Below are 15516 nucleotides of genomic sequence, written 5' to 3'. Positions count from 1 at the left end.
GTTTTATAATCCTTAGAGAATTTTTTATTATACATATATTTACTTAAAAAAGATGAAGTAAACAATATTGATAGAAAGACAATTGCAAATTTGAAAAAAGCAGTGGACAAATCTATCCCCCCCAATACTAGTTAATGTAGTATATTCAAATATAAATTAAAGGAAAATATGTTATATAAAATATTTATATTTTCCATGGCATGAGTATAGAATCTTTATTAAAATATTTATGTAGTTATTAACATCAATCTTATCTTTGTCTCAGGTTAGAAGTAAGGTTTACTATATTTTCAAATGAACTTCTACAATATTAAGATTAAAAAATACACATTCTTTATGAGTAAATTAAGACATAATAAAAAATGATTTATAATAAAAAACATTATTATATAAAATGTAAATAGTATGATTCTATTATATTAATAGCCTATAAAAAATAAAACTTGAAAAAATAAGAAATGTTGGTATTGACAATAGTTTTGTAATATATTATCATTTAATTTAATGAAAAACGATGATTAGGAAAAGTACTTAAGTTTGATCCTCAAAGAGAGTGGCAGTTGGTGGAAAGCCATAGGTAGGGTTTAGGGAAAATCACCTAGGAGTTGGGAGCTGAATCCAAGTAAGCCACCTCGTAATTCTGCGTTAAAGGATAGAGTATTTAAGTACTTGAAATTAGGCTCTTAAAATACATATTTTATATAAGTGAGCCAATAAAAATAGGTGGTATAGCGAGTTAACTTCGTCCTAAATGGATGGGGTTTTTTTATTTTTAGATATTTATATAAGAATGAGAGAATGAAAGGAGAAGGACATTATGTACAAAAAGATTGATCCTGCAAAAAGCTTTGTAGATATAGAACAAGATATATTAAAGCTTTGGGAAGATAAACAAGTTATAAAGAAGAACTTTGATTTAAATGAAGATGGTGAATTCTTTACTTTCTATGATGGACCTCCAACAGCTAATGGAAAGCCTCACGTTGGACACATAATAACTAGAGTTATGAAGGACTTAATACCAAGATATAAGGTAATGAAGGGGTATAAAGTTATAAGAAAAGCTGGTTGGGATACCCATGGTCTTCCAGTAGAGCTTGAAATAGAAAAGAAGCTTGGAATTTCAGGTAAAGAGCAAATAGAAGAGTATGGTGTTGAAAAGTTTGTTAAGGAATGTAAGGAAAGCGTATTTAGCTACGTATCCATGTGGGAAAACATGACTAACAAAATAGGATACTGGGTAGATATGGATGATCCATATGTTACTTATCATAATTCATATATTGAATCGGTATGGTGGGCTTTAAAACAACTTTGGGATAAGGAACTTTTATATAAGGGACATAAAGTAATGCCATACTGCCCAAGGTGTGGAACGGGTTTATCATCCCATGAGGTTTCTCAAGGATATAAGGATGTTAAGGACGCAACAGCTATAGTTAAGTTTAAAGTAAAGGGAGAAAATAATAAGTTTATATTAGCTTGGACAACAACTCCTTGGACTCTACCATCTAACGTAGCTCTTACAATAAATAAGGCATATACCTATGTTGAAGCTAAGGTTAAGAACTGTGATTGTGAGTGTGAAAATAAGGAAACTTATATCTTAGCTAAAGATCTTGCTTCTAAGGTTCTTGGAGAAAACTTTGAAATAATAAGAGAGTTTAAGGGAGAAGAGTTACTAGGAACAGAATATGAGCAATTATTTAAGTTCCATACTCCAGAAGAAAAGGCATTCTATGTTATTCATGGGGACTTCGTAACTTTAAGTGATGGTACTGGAATAGTTCATACTGCACCAGCTTACGGAGAAGATGATAATCTTGTATGTAAGAAGCACAATCTTCCACTAATAAACCTTGTAAATCCAGCAGGAGAGTTTACAGAAGAAGTTGAGCCATGGAAGGGAATTTCAGTTAAAAAAGCAGATCCTAAAATAATAGAATATATGAAAGAGAACAATATGTTATTTAGTACTGAAAAGTACACTCACTCATATCCACACTGTTGGAGATGTGACACTCCTCTTTTATATTACCCAAGGGAGAGCTGGTTTGTAAGAATGACTTCTCTTAGAGATAAGCTTCTAGAGAATAATAATAAGACAAATTGGTATCCAGACAACATAAGAACAGGTAGACTTGGAAAGTTCCTTGAAGGAGTAATAGACTGGGGAATATCAAGAGATAGATACTGGGGAACCCCACTTCCAATATGGCAATGTGAATGTGGTCATAGGGAGTGTATTGGAAGCATAGAAGAGCTTAAGACTAAGGGAATAAATGTTCCAGATGATATAGAGCTTCATAAGCCATTTATAGATAAGGTACATTTAAACTGTGAGAAATGTGGAAAGGAAATGACAAGAACTCATGAAGTTATAGACTGCTGGTTTGACTCAGGTTCAATGCCATTTGCTCAACTTCACTATCCGTTTGAGAATAAGGAATTATTTGAAAAGAACTTCCCTGCTCAATTTATATCAGAAGCTGTAGACCAAACTAGAGGATGGTTCTATACATTACTTGCTATATCTACTGCAATATTTGATAGAAACCCATTTGAAAATTGTATAGTTTTAGGTCACGTTCTAGATAAGAAGGGCTTAAAGATGTCAAAATCTAAGGGGAATGTTGTAGATCCTATAGATGTTATAGATTCTCAAGGTGCAGATGCTACAAGATGGCATTTCTATACAGCAAGCGCACCATGGCTTCCAACTAGATTCTCTAAGGATGATGTAGGAGAGGCACAAAGAAGATTCTTAGGAACCTTATGGAATGTATATTCATTCTATATTTTATATGCAGATTTAGATAACTTTAACCCAAATGAGTATAAAGATTTTGTATCTAACAATGTAATGGATAAGTGGATAATAGCAAAACTTAATACTCTAATAAAAACTGTAGATGAAGATTTAAATTCATATAGAATAACTCAAAGTGCTGAAGCTTTAGAGAGTTTTGTAGATGAGCTATCTAACTGGTATGTAAGAAGAAATAGATCAAGATTCTGGAGTTCAGATTTAACTGAAGATAAGATTTCTGCATATGTAACTTTATATAGAGTTTTAGTTGATTTATGTAAGATATCAGCTCCATTCGTACCATTTATAACTGAGGAAATATATCAAAACTTAGTTGTAGCATTAGATAATAGTGCACCAGAGAGTATACATTTATGTATGTGGCCGGAGTATGATGAAAGCCTTGTAGATGAATCTTTAGAGAAAGACATGGATATGGCATATAACATTGTTAAGCTTGGAAGAAGTGCTAGAAATGGTGCTAACATAAAGAACAGACAGCCGTTATCTAAGATGCTTATAAGTTCAACTACACTTCCAGAGTATTATGGAGATATAATTAAAGATGAGCTTAATATAAAAGAGGTTCAGTTTGGGGCAGACCTTTCAACTTATGTTAACTTTGAAATAAAGCCTAACTTGCCTGTCCTTGGAAAAGCTTATGGTAAGATGATACCTGGAATAAGAAAGGGTATATCTGAAAGAAACCAAATGGATCTTGCTCAAACAATACAAAATGGTGGTACCGTAGTTATAGATGTAAATGGTACTGAAATAGAACTTAACTCAGAAAATCTTCTTGTTACAATGCAAGGACTTGAAGGATATGCTTTTGCTGGAGAAGGGGAAACAGGAGTAGTATTAGATACTACTATAACAGAGGAGTTAAGAGAAGAAGGACATTTAAGAGAGATTATCAGTAAAATTCAGAACATGAGAAAAGAAAGCGGATTTGAAGTTGCTGATAAGATAAGATTATATGTTGCAAGCAATGATGCCTTATTAGAAGTAGTTAAGAAGTTTGAAGAAGTTATAAAGAAAGAAACTCTAACAGAAGAGGTTATTTATAATGGAGAAGTAACTTATACTGAGTGTAATATAAATGGTCAAGGTCTTAATATGGCTGTTGAAGTTATAAAATAGTATTTGTTTTTAAGTAGCCATAGGAAACTATGGTTACTTTTTATTCATTAGATTTGTATAAAAAATGACTTAAAGGAGTACATTAACTTTAAGATATAATTAATAATAATAGTATAACCTTGTATTAAAAGGGTTTTAAAAGTATAATAGTTACCATATGTGAAGGAAATATAATAAAAATAGAATAGAGGTGAAATTTATGGCAGCTTCAATTAAAGATGTAGCTAGGGAAGCTGGAGTTTCCATAGCCACTGTATCAAGAGTTTTAAATGATGTGGATGTTGTTAATGAGGAAACTAAGAAAAAGGTTGTAGAAGCTATAAAAAAGTTAGGATATAGACCAAATATAGTTGCTAGAAGTTTAAAGACTCAAAGAACAAAAACTATAGGAATATTAGTTCCAGATATATCTAGCATGTTCTATCCAGAGGTGGTTAGAGGTGCAGAAGATGTTGCAAATATATATGATTATAATATTATGCTATGTAACTCTGACTTTGACTTAGAAAAGGAAAAAGAGTATTTAAAGGTAATGAAGGAAAAAATGGTAGATGGACTTATATACATGAGTAGTTACCTAGATTCTGAAATGCTAGACCTTATAAATGAACTTCAAGTAAATACTGTATTAGTTGAGTCAAAAGATGAGAATGGTAAACTTCCAAGTGTAACCATAGATGGGGTTCAAGCAGCTTATGAAGGAACAAAGTATTTAATACATAAAGGAAATAAAAAAATAGCATTTATGGGAGCTCATAAGGATAGACCTAATGCTTGGTCTATAAGATATGAAGGTTATGCTAAAGCATTAAAAGAAGAAGGTATGGATATAGATGAAAATCTTCTTTATTTTAAGGACTTAAGAGCAAAATCAGGATATGAGGGAGTAGAAGAACTTTTAAGTAAAGGTAAGTTTGACGCTATATTCTGCTCATCGGATGAAATAGCTATGGGAGCCATAAATGCCTTAAGAGATAAAGGAATAAAGGTGCCAGAGGATGTAGATGTTGTTGGATTTAACGATATATATACAGCATCAATATTTTATCCAAAGCTAACTACAGTATCTCAACCAATGTATGATATGGGTTCCATTGCAATGAGATTATTAATAAAGCTTATAAATAAGAAACCAGTAGAAGAAAAGCATTTTGTTCTACCACATACTTTAGTAAAAAGAGATTCTTGTAAGTAATAAAAGGCCCTGCAATATTTAGTTGTGGGGCTTTTGTGCATGGGAGATAGGTGATGATTTGAAGATATTAAATATAAATGATAAAGACATAAGATTCATTGTTAAAACCATGAAAAGAAAAACTATAGGAATAAGGATTCTAAGTACTGGAATAGTGGAAGTAAGATGCCCTAAAGGGATTAATAATAAATATATAGAAGAATTGTTAAAGAGAAAGAGTCAATGGATACTAAAGAATATAGAAGAGATTAATGTGATAGAAGATATAAATCAGATATACTTTCTAGGAACATACTGCAAGGTTAATAAGGTTAGAGGAGAAAAAAATTTCATAAATGTAGAGAATTCTATGATTAGTATACAATATAATGGAAAGATATCCATAGAGGAATTATTCATTAACTATTGTAGGGAGATATTAAGAGATATTTTAATAAAAGCTCTTGATACTTATAAAGAGATAATGGGAATAGATTTTAATAAAGTAACTATAAAGAACATAAATACTAGATGGGGAAGCTGTTCATCTAAAGGAAACTTAAACTTCAATGTGAAGCTTATTGGAGCGCCTTTAGATGTAATAGAGTATGTTGTAATTCATGAGTTATGTCATCTTATCCATATGAATCATTCTAAGGAGTTTTGGGTAGAGGTGTCAAAATACTGCTCTGACTATAAAGATAGGAGTAATTGGTTAAAAGTTAACGGTCATAAGATAATGAACATGCTTTCTAACATTTGAGATAAAAACATTGAGAGATTGTAGACTAAGTATGATTCTGGACCTATAAATAACTAATATATATAATTGGGAGTTCTAGATAAAAGTTATAATTAGAGACATGCTATTTTATTAAAGCTATATTTTTTATATGATTAAATGAAAATAGTTGCACCTATAAAAATAGTTCTGTATAATAACAGTTGTGATTGCAACTAATTTAGAAGGGGAGATAAGAAGTTGTATAAATGTGAAAGCTTGGGAAGATATATATCAGAAGTATATAGAATGAGTGGTAAGTTTTATTGTAAGGCTTTTAGTAAATTTAATATAGGAAGTGGACAGTATATATTTTTAATTCACTTATATTTCAATGATGGGGTTAATCAAGAGTGTATAAGTTCCAATTTAAATATAGATAAGGGAACAACTGCAAGAGCATTAAAGAGACTAGAAGAGCTTCAATATATAGAAAGAGTAGTTGATGAGAATGATAAAAGAGCCTATAGAGTTTTTTTAACACAAAAAGCAAAAGATATAGAAAAGGAATTTTTTCAAATACTATCATCATCCAATGACGTATTATCAAAAGGTTTCACAGAAGAAGAGAGGGCTATGGCAATAGATTTACTAAAGAGGATGATTGATAATTATAAGGAAATTATTTAAGGAGGTAGCTAATGGATAAAGATAAAGAGAAAAGGTTAGCCAGTGAAGATATAAAGAAGTTACTTATTAGCTTTTCCATACCTAGTATAGTTGGTATGCTTGTAAATGCTTTATATAACATAGTAGATAGAATATTTATAGGTAAGATACCAGAAACGGGAAGTTTAGCTATTACAGGAATAGGGCTTACATTCCCCATAGTAACAATTCTTATGGCTTTTGGAATGCTGGTTGGAGTAGGTGCTGGAGCTACTGTGTCTATAAGACTTGGACAGAAGAAAAAAGATGATGCTGAAAAGATTTTAGGAAATGCAGTTTCTCTTACTATAATAATAAACATAATATTAACTGTACTTGGACTAATATTTGCAAGACCTATATTAGAATCTTTAGGAGCATCAGAGAGAACAGTAGGATATGCTCTAGATTATGTAAGAATAATATTATTTGGAGCGGTATTTAACAATTTAGCCTTTGGATTAAATAATCTAATAAGAGCAGAGGGGAATCCAAAGGTATCTATGATTACTATGCTATTTGGAGCAGGACTTAACACCATATTAGATCCTATATTTATATTTGTATTTGGTATGGGGATAAAGGGAGCGGCTTTAGCTACTATAATATCTCAGATAGGATCAGCTATATGGGTATTATGGTATTACTTAAGAGGAAATAGTATGCTTAAGATAAGAAGAAAAAATTTAAAATTAAAACCTCACATAATAAAAGCAATATTTGCAATAGGAGTATCTCCTTTTGCTATGCAATTAGTTGCCAGTGTAGTATCCGCTGTATCAAATAGATCTTTAAGTACATATGGTGGAGATACTGCAGTAGGGGCTATGACAGTAATAAGTAGTGTGTCTATGATATTTTTAATGCCTATATTTGGAATCAATCAAGGGGCCCAACCTATAATAGGATATAATTATGGGGCAGAGAATTATAAGAGAGTTAAAGATACATTAAAACTTGCCATAGTAGGAGCTACAGCAATCTGTTTATTAGGATTTGCTTTAATACAAATATTCCCAGAGGCTATAGTGAAATTCTTTAATAATGATCCAGATCTTATAACAATTGGATCAAAGGGGCTTAGAGTTTATCTATTCATGTTACCTATTATAGGATTTCAAATAGTAAGCGCAAACTTTTTCCAATGCATAGGTAAAGCAAAGAAGTCTATATTCTTAAGTATGACAAGACAGGTTATATTTTTAATACCCCTTCTTATATTTTTACCAAAATTAATGGAATTAGATGGAGTATGGTATGCAGGTCCAATAGCAGACTTCTTATCTTCTTTACTTACAGGACTATTTTTAATATATGAGATAAGACATTTAAATTATAAACATAATGAGCAGATGGATAGAGTAATAATGGAATAAGAATTAATAAAGGGAGCTAAGTATTTAGCTCCCTTTTATTTTAAAGTATTCCTTCTTCTTTTAATATGGATTCAATTTCTTGAACTTTTTTAGATAATGCTAAGAATTTATCTTTCACATGAGTTTTGCATAGATTCTCATCATCTAGTATTTTTTCCATGGATTCTACTGTGCTTAATGCATCTTCTATATCTTGTTGCGCTAATTTTAAAGAGGTTTCTTTCATTTGTAGTATCTCCTTCTAATTAAATTTAGACCTAAGTTTTTTATCTTTTAATGTTCTATCTATTATAAATGGAGCGGAAAAATAAAACTGTTTTTCATGACCACAATTCTCACAAAAACATTCACAGATATTAAATGCCATTCCATCCTTAAGTCCTATTTTCGTATCATCTGTTAAATAATATCCACCGCAAAGTTCACAGGGAGTATTGTTTATTATTATGAATTCACTTTCTATATATCTCATTATATCCTTTACCATGGTTCATATACCTCTCTTAGAGTTTTCTAATATAAATAGTAACATTTACAAAAAATTTATGCAACTAAATAGGAAAAATAAGTCTTAAATTCTCTTCTATTTTCATATGATTAATAGAATATGAAAGGAGGAGGTTTATTTTGATAAACTACATATGGTTTTTCATGATTTTTCTTGGGGTTTTAGTAGGAATAGCCACTGGAAGGGGAGATATCATATCTCAAGGAATAGTAAATGCAGCGGGAGATACAGTTCAACTAGTTATAGGGATTATGGGGCTTATGTGTATGTGGTGTGGTGTTATGAAAATTGCAGAAAAAAGTGGATTAATAGATAAGATAGCAAAGGTACTAAGACCTTTATTAAAGGTCTTGTTTAAAGGTGCTTCTAGGGATTCAAAAGCTTTAGGAGCAATAGTTATGAATCTTACGGCTAATATGATGGGGTTATCTAATGCTGCCACTCCTTTTGGTATAAAAGCCATGGAAGAAATGGATAGATTAAATGGGGGAAGAGATGTAGCCAGTGATGATATGGCTTTATTCCTAGTATTAAATGCAGCTTGCATACAGTTCATTCCATCTACAGTAATATCCATAAGAGCAGCATCAGGATCTCAAAATCCAGGAATTATTATAATACCAGCAATAATTGCAACAGGATGTGCAGCTATTATAGGAGTAATAGTATGTAAGGTTCTTCAGAGATATTTTTAAGGGGATTTTACAAGATAAATATTCACATATTAATTTATTTATTGAACATACCTAATTGGAGGGAGTATTAATGGTTAACATATTAAAATATTCAATGGCATCTATAATACCAATAATTATGCTTATAATTGTTCTGTACGGAATAGTTAAAAAAGTTAAGGTATATGAAGCTTTTGTAGAGGGGGCTAAGGATGGAATAAATATATGTATTAGAATTCTTCCCTATTTACTTGCTATATTAATAGCTATAAAGATATTTAGAGAGTCTTCACTTCTCGATTATTTAATATTAATAATAAAACCAATAGTATCATTAGTTGGGATACCAGGAGAAATTATTCCACTTATATTAGTAAAGCCTTTATCTGGAAGTGGAGCTATTGGAATATTCACAGAAACTATAAAAACTTACGGGGTAGACACCCACATAGGGCTTATAGCTTCAATAATAATGGGATCTACAGAAACCATATTTTATACTCTTACTGTTTACTATGGATCCATAGGAATAAAAAAGATAAGGCATACACTATGGGCGGCTATAACCGCAGATATAGTTGCAATACTAGTGACAGTAACTATAGTAAATATATGGTTCAAATAAGAATAATAAATATCCTCTTAAATAATAAAAAATATATTGAAAAAGGTTTTTAAATAACGTATAATATCTTCAAGGGTAATACGTAATAAATATTAAATTTTTTCTAAAATTTTAAGAAAGAATTAATGTTTACTTAAGATTATAGTGGTAATATTGTATATATAAGGAGTTTAGGAGGAAAATACAATGATAGAATTAAATGGATTAACAAAGGTTTATAATGGAACTAATAAAGCTGTAGATGATATTACTTTAGATATTAAGGATGGAGAAATATTTGGATTCCTTGGTCATAATGGTGCGGGTAAAACTACAACACTAAAGATGATAACAGGGATAACAAAACAGGATAAAGGAACCATTAGCATTAATGGAATAGACACCATAGAAAAACCTTTTGAGAGCAAGAAGCAATTTGGATATGTTCCAGACAGTCCAGATATGTTTTTAAGACTTACTGGTATGGAATATCTAAACTTTATGGCAGATATATATGAAGTACCATCTAAGGATAGACAGGAAAGAATAAATTATTTTTCAGAAAAACTGGAAATGGCAAATGCATTGGGAGACAGGATTCAAAGTTATTCTCATGGTATGAGACAAAAGATAGTTTTAATAGGAGCTTTAATACACAATCCTTCAGTTTGGATATTAGATGAGCCTTTAACAGGACTTGATCCTAAGTCATCTTATGTATTAAAAGAGATGATGAGAGAACATGCTGATAGAGGAAACACTGTGTTTTTCTCAACTCACGTTTTAGAAGTTGCTGAAAAAATTTGTGATAGAATAGCCATAATAAATAAAGGTAAGATATTATTCTGTGGAACCTTAGAGGAAATGAAGGAGCACTTCAAGGAAAATAGTTCCTTAGAAAATATGTTCTTGGAGATGACTAGTCATGAGTAGAGTGTGGACATTAACAAAGATATTTTTAAAAACAAGTAATAATTCTTCAAAGGATGGTAAAAAGAGAAAACTAAGTCCCATGATTTCAATGATATTCTTAGTTGTAATTCTTATTTTAGCTCTTGGACTTCCCTTTGGAAATATGGTAGGGATTCTTTATGAGCAGTTAAGTGCTATAGGACAAGAAGGGTTAATATTAGGCATTATATTACTTATGTCTTCTGTTGTTATATTTGTATTTGGAATAATATATGTAATGGGAACTTTTTATTTTTCAAAGGATATAGAGTTTTTACTTCCTTTACCTTTAAAGCCCTATGAAATAACTTTAGGAAAGTTTGTAACAGTTCTTATATATGAGTATTTAACAGAATTTGTAGTTATGGTGATACCAATTATAGTATATGGAGTTAAGTCAGGTGAAGGTATTATATATTGGATATTTTCATTAATAATATTTATATTTTTACCAATTCTTCCTTTAGTAGCAGCTGCCTTAATTAATATGATAATAATGAGTTTTACAAACCTAGGAAAGCATAAGGAAAAGCTTAGAGTAATCGGTGGAATATTAGCTGTATTTAGTGGAGTATTTATAAATATAGCAATAAATAGTATGGGACCTGAGGTAGCAAGTGATCCTAATTATTTAGTACAAACCTTAATGGAAGGAAATAATTCCTTAATATCTATAATGACTAAGGCATTTCCAACAGTTGAAATTGCCTCTACAGCTTTAATAAATAGTGGAACAGCTACAGGATTAATAAATGTGGGCATATTCTTAATGATAACGGCTTTATCAATAGGGTTGTTTATATTTATAGCAAATTCACTTTATTTTAAGGGTGTACTTGGGGGTTCAGAAGTAGCTTCAAGAAGAAAGAAGTTAACTAGTGAGGAGTTTAGTAAGTCAACAAGAGAAACTTCTATACTAATTAGCTATGTTTCAAAGGAACTTAAGATGCTTTTTAGGACACCAACTTATTTGGTAAACTGTGTGATTACAAATTTCTTGTGGCCTATATTTTTATTAATTCCCTTTATAACCCAAGGGCAATCATTTAATACAATTATAGAGTATTCTCACAACATAATGACTAATGGAGTAATATCTATAATTCTTATAGTAATAGTGAATGTAATATTCTTCATATCATCAACAAATGCAATAGCTGCTACTGCAATATCTAGAGAAGGAAGTAATGCTTTCTTTATGAAGTATATACCTGTAAGCTATAAGAAACAGTTATTAGCAAAGGCTCTATCAGGAAGTATTTTATCTGCTATAAATATAGTTTTCTTAGCTATATTTTTAATAGTTCTTGGTGCACCAATAAAGCTTATTATAAGTTTTATTATTATAGGAATTATGGCAAACTTAGCTTGTAATCTAATATGTATAATGGTGGATTTAACAAAGCCTAAGCTTAAGTGGGACAATGAGCAAATGGCTGTAAAGCAGAATTTTAGATCCTTTATAGCTCTTATGATATGTGTTGCTATAGCAGGAATAGGAGGATATTTATTAATTAAACTAGATTTAGAATTTGTTTTGAGTGCGGTTATACTATTTATTGAGTTTGGAGTTATAATCTTAGGAATGCTTTATTTTATAGACAAGAAGGCAATGAAATATTTTGATGACATTTCTTAAATAAATCTTAAATTAAGTCCTATTAGGAAACTATTTGCGGTTTTAAACCGTCTAATCTATATAAGGTATTGAGGGGGGAGGAAGTAGGTGAAACCTACGAGGGATATGGAAAAGCATATAGACTTTAAGAAGGATAATACAAAAGAAGTGTGTTTAGGAATAGCTTTTGGATCTGGAATAGGAATAGCTGTAGGAGCCATACTTAATAATGTAGAGCTAGGTATGGTAATAGGAGCAAGTCTTGGAGTAGTGGTAGGAGGCATTATTGGCTTCCTCAAATAAAGTATTAAAAAAGGGACTGTCGCACAAAGAAAAAACTACCATATATTGTATTGGATTTTTAAATTCTAAGACAACATATTACGGTTAGATTTCTTAATGGGACAGTCCCTTTTTAAGTTTTGTAGTGTTTAAGCGCTTTTAAGCTCAAGTTTATTGAAGAATTTCCTAAAGAATATAAATATAACAAGTCCATCAAAAGCCCATTGAACAGCTGTTATTATCCATACGTAGGTTACAGACAATTTTAGATAATATATAAAGTAAATCATAAGAGGTAGTCTTATAACCCAGCTTGATAAGAAGGATACTACAAAAGGAGTTCTTGTATTACCTGCTCCTTTTAATGCACCACCAGCTATCATAGATACTGCCATAAATGGTTGTTCTAAAGCAGCAATCATTATACATAAGGCTCCAAGTCTTATAACTTCCGTTTCAGAGCTACTTATAAATAAGCTTATCAATAGGTTTGGCATTATTAAGAATATAAAGGAACAAATAAGCATTAAGCATGTCCCTATAAATATTGAAGTATATGCATATTCTTTAGCCTTTATGTAGTTTTTCTCTCCTATTTTATGACCAACCAGGGTGGTGGCAGCTATAGCTACACCCCATCCAGGCATAAAGCTTATGGATTCAATTGTAGTGGTTATCTGATTAGCAGCAAAAGGAATTGTACCTAGCCCTATTATTAAGAAGTTACAAATAAGTCTACTTATACTAAGAGAACCTTCTTGAAGAGAAGAAGGGATACTTAGTTTTAATAAGTCAGAGAGCATATGCCCTTTAAAGTTAGCTATGTACTTAAGTCTTACCTTTATAGAAGCCTTTTTAATTGTGTAATATAGTATAAATATGAATCCAGATATTTGAGCTATACTAGTAGCAAGAGCTGCTCCTTGAACACCAAGCTCAGGGAAACCAAATTCACCAAATATAAGAGCGTAGTCTAAAAATATATTTATAACATTGACTAAGGCAGAAGCATATAAAGGAATTCTTGTATTTCCAGATCCCCTTAATGTAGCATTTAATGAGTTCATCAGCATACTAAAAAATAAACCAAAGGATGTTATTTTCATATATGGAGAACCAAGAGATACAACTTGTTCATTAGCTTTCGCTATGGTTAGAATACTTGAACTAAAGGTAAATGTGGTTAAACATAATATAAAGGCTATAATTGCAGTAACACAAAAGCCTAGGGTTGCATATTCTTCAGCTAAGTGAGTTTCTTTTGATCCTAGTCTTCTTGATACTAGGGATGTAACCCCGATAGATACTCCAACGGCTATTAATACGTTAGAAAAGGTATACATTATTTCCGAACTAAGTCCAACGCTACTAACTGCTAAGTTTCCTCCATACCATCCCACCATCATGGTATCAAAAACCCATATCATCATATAAAGAATCATTTCTCCTACTGCAGGAAGAGCAAGCTTAAGTACATCACGTACTGTTTCTTTATTGAGTTTCATATAAAATCCCCTTTCAAAATAAAAAACCTCATATTCTAGATATATAATACCATAAAATAGGCATATTTAATCTAGAATATGAGATGTATTAGATTTATTTATTTTTAAGTTTTGAATTTATAGAATCAACAATAATAGATATGGCATTGTCACCAGATATATTACAAGCTGTTCCAAAACTATCTTGAGTTACATAAAGAGCTATCATCAATGAAAGCAAAGCATCATTAAATCCTAGTATAGATTGAAGAAGACCTAAGGCCGCCATTATAGCACCACCAGGTACTCCAGGAGCTGCTACCATTGTTACCCCTAGCATTGCAATGAATCCTAATATTGTACTAAAGGTAAAAGGCATATTGTTCATAAGCATTACAGCTATAGATAATGAAGTTATTGATATAGTACTTCCAGATAGATGGATAGTAGCACATAAAGGTATTACAAAATCTCTTATACCCTTAGAAACTCCATTTTTCTCAGCTACCTCTAAGTTTACAGGTATAGTAGCGGTAGAAGATTGGGTACCAACCGCAGCTAAATAAGCAGGAACTTGATTTTTTAATAGCTTAGGTAAGTTTTTCTTGCCTATAATAGATGCAATTAAAAACTGAATAAATATTATTGATAAGTGCAATAAAAGTATAACCAAAAATACTTTCCAGAATAAGGATAATAGCTTAACAATTTCTCCACTATAAGTTAAGTTAGAGAATATCCCCATTATGTGTAGAGGTAAAAGGGGAATTATTATATTTTCAATAAGCTTTTCCATGATTTTTTGAAATTCAACAGATGCATTATATAAGGTTTTGCCTTTTACAGCAGCAATACCAAGACCAAGTAAAAATGCAATTATAAGAGCAGAGGTTATATCCATAATTGGAGTTAGAGTAAAATTTAATAATGGCTTTAAAAGTTTTTCTTCAGGATTTCCTGTAGATACGGCTGACGACATACCTATAAATATAGGAAATATATTAATAGATACAATGTAGGCTAGTAACCCTGCCATAACACTGGATAAATAAGATAGGAATGTAGTTATTCCAAGGAGTTTTCCAGCTGAAGAGCCTAAATCAGCAATTCCAGCTACAATAAATCCTATTATTATAAGTGGAATAGAGAAGTTTAGAAAACTTCCAAATAAGGAGTTAAAAGTTGTAAGGATTCTAATAATAGAACTAGGCGCTACAAAGCCTATTAGAATACCTAAAATTAATGCTATAAGTAATTTGTGTATTAGTCCAAGTTTTTTCATAATTTCCCTCCTAAACAGATGTTTGTCCACTACGAACACTAATGGGTAAAAAATAAAGAGGACAAATCCTCTTATGCAATAATATTTTATATATTTTAAATATTGTAAATGATTATATACAAAATTTCAATAGAAAATTAAAAGAAAATACAAACTTCCTAAAAAATTAAAAATTAAAAAAA

Annotated in this window: 14 protein-coding genes and 1 other annotated feature; of the genes, 10 read left to right on the top strand and 4 right to left on the bottom strand. The window is 30.9% G+C overall.

From position 1 onward, the window contains the following. Window positions 1-505: 505 nt before the first annotated feature. Window positions 506-753, top strand: a binding site (T-box leader). A gap of 64 nt (window positions 754-817) precedes the next feature. The 5 genes from ileS to AB2369_RS05235 all read left to right on the top strand — a co-directional run bounded on the left by ileS (window position 818) and on the right by AB2369_RS05235 (window position 7931). Further along, window positions 818-3952 carry an isoleucine--tRNA ligase gene (ileS, locus tag AB2369_RS05255; protein ID WP_367665434.1) on the top strand — a complete coding sequence of 1045 codons (3135 nt, stop codon included), beginning with the start codon at window positions 818-820 and terminating at the stop codon, window positions 3950-3952. Between the two features lie 199 nt (window positions 3953-4151). Continuing rightward, window positions 4152-5147: a LacI family DNA-binding transcriptional regulator gene (locus tag AB2369_RS05250; RefSeq protein WP_367665433.1), complete on the top strand. Its 996-nt coding sequence runs from the start codon at window positions 4152-4154 to the stop codon at window positions 5145-5147. A gap of 58 nt (window positions 5148-5205) precedes the next feature. Continuing rightward, window positions 5206-5889, top strand: coding sequence for a M48 family metallopeptidase (locus AB2369_RS05245; protein WP_367665432.1), 684 nt, complete (start codon window positions 5206-5208; stop codon window positions 5887-5889). A gap of 219 nt (window positions 5890-6108) precedes the next feature. Beyond that, window positions 6109-6537: a MarR family winged helix-turn-helix transcriptional regulator gene (locus AB2369_RS05240; protein ID WP_367665431.1), complete on the top strand. Its 429-nt coding sequence runs from the start codon at window positions 6109-6111 to the stop codon at window positions 6535-6537. Window positions 6538-6548: 11 nt separating this feature from the next. Next, window positions 6549-7931, top strand: a complete 1383-nt coding sequence (locus AB2369_RS05235; protein ID WP_367665430.1) for an MATE family efflux transporter — start codon at window positions 6549-6551, stop codon at window positions 7929-7931. A gap of 40 nt (window positions 7932-7971) precedes the next feature. Here AB2369_RS05235 and AB2369_RS05230 read toward each other — a convergent pair whose 3' ends face one another. Then, window positions 7972-8157 (bottom strand): hypothetical protein, encoded by a 186-nt coding sequence (locus AB2369_RS05230; protein WP_367665429.1) that lies wholly within the window; start codon window positions 8155-8157, stop codon window positions 7972-7974. Between the two features lie 15 nt (window positions 8158-8172). Then, window positions 8173-8418, bottom strand: coding sequence for a metal-binding protein (locus AB2369_RS05225; protein ID WP_367665428.1), 246 nt, complete (start codon window positions 8416-8418; stop codon window positions 8173-8175). Between the two features lie 140 nt (window positions 8419-8558). Between AB2369_RS05225 and AB2369_RS05220 the strand changes: the two genes are divergently transcribed. The 5 genes from AB2369_RS05220 (at window position 8559) to AB2369_RS05200 (ending at window position 12589) form a co-directional block, all read left to right on the top strand. Beyond that, complete coding sequence (locus AB2369_RS05220) at window positions 8559-9134, top strand: nucleoside recognition domain-containing protein (protein WP_367665427.1); 576 nt, start codon at window positions 8559-8561, stop codon at window positions 9132-9134. A gap of 70 nt (window positions 9135-9204) precedes the next feature. Next, a complete protein-coding gene (locus tag AB2369_RS05215) occupies window positions 9205-9738 on the top strand; it encodes a spore maturation protein (protein ID WP_367665426.1) in 534 nt (177 codons plus the stop codon). A 186-nt stretch (window positions 9739-9924) separates the two neighbouring features. Next, window positions 9925-10650: an ABC transporter ATP-binding protein gene (locus tag AB2369_RS05210; RefSeq protein ID WP_367665425.1), complete on the top strand. Its 726-nt coding sequence runs from the start codon at window positions 9925-9927 to the stop codon at window positions 10648-10650. Continuing rightward, the gene (locus AB2369_RS05205) at window positions 10643-12307 is read left to right on the top strand and encodes a hypothetical protein (RefSeq protein WP_367665424.1); all 1665 of its coding nucleotides are present in this window, start codon (window positions 10643-10645) and stop codon (window positions 12305-12307) included. Before AB2369_RS05210 ends, AB2369_RS05205 begins: the two co-directional genes overlap by 8 nt. An 87-nt stretch (window positions 12308-12394) precedes the next feature. After that, entirely contained in the window at window positions 12395-12589 is a 195-nt protein-coding gene (locus tag AB2369_RS05200) for a hypothetical protein (RefSeq protein WP_367665423.1), read from the top strand. A 128-nt stretch (window positions 12590-12717) separates the two neighbouring features. Here the strand turns inward: AB2369_RS05200 and AB2369_RS05195 are convergent, their stop codons facing one another. Both AB2369_RS05195 and AB2369_RS05190 read right to left on the bottom strand, forming a co-directional pair. Further along, window positions 12718-14073 (bottom strand): MATE family efflux transporter, encoded by a 1356-nt coding sequence (locus tag AB2369_RS05195; protein ID WP_367665422.1) that lies wholly within the window; start codon window positions 14071-14073, stop codon window positions 12718-12720. 94 nt (window positions 14074-14167) lie between these two features. Next, window positions 14168-15334, bottom strand: coding sequence for a dicarboxylate/amino acid:cation symporter (locus tag AB2369_RS05190; protein ID WP_367665421.1), 1167 nt, complete (start codon window positions 15332-15334; stop codon window positions 14168-14170). Window positions 15335-15516: the final 182 nt, after the last annotated feature.

Source organism: Clostridium sp., assembly GCF_040797585.1.
Taxonomy (GTDB): domain Bacteria; phylum Bacillota; class Clostridia; order Clostridiales; family Clostridiaceae; genus Clostridium_Z.
Note: the sequence above shows the minus strand (reverse complement) of the source record. Positions and strands in the feature narration are given on the sequence as shown.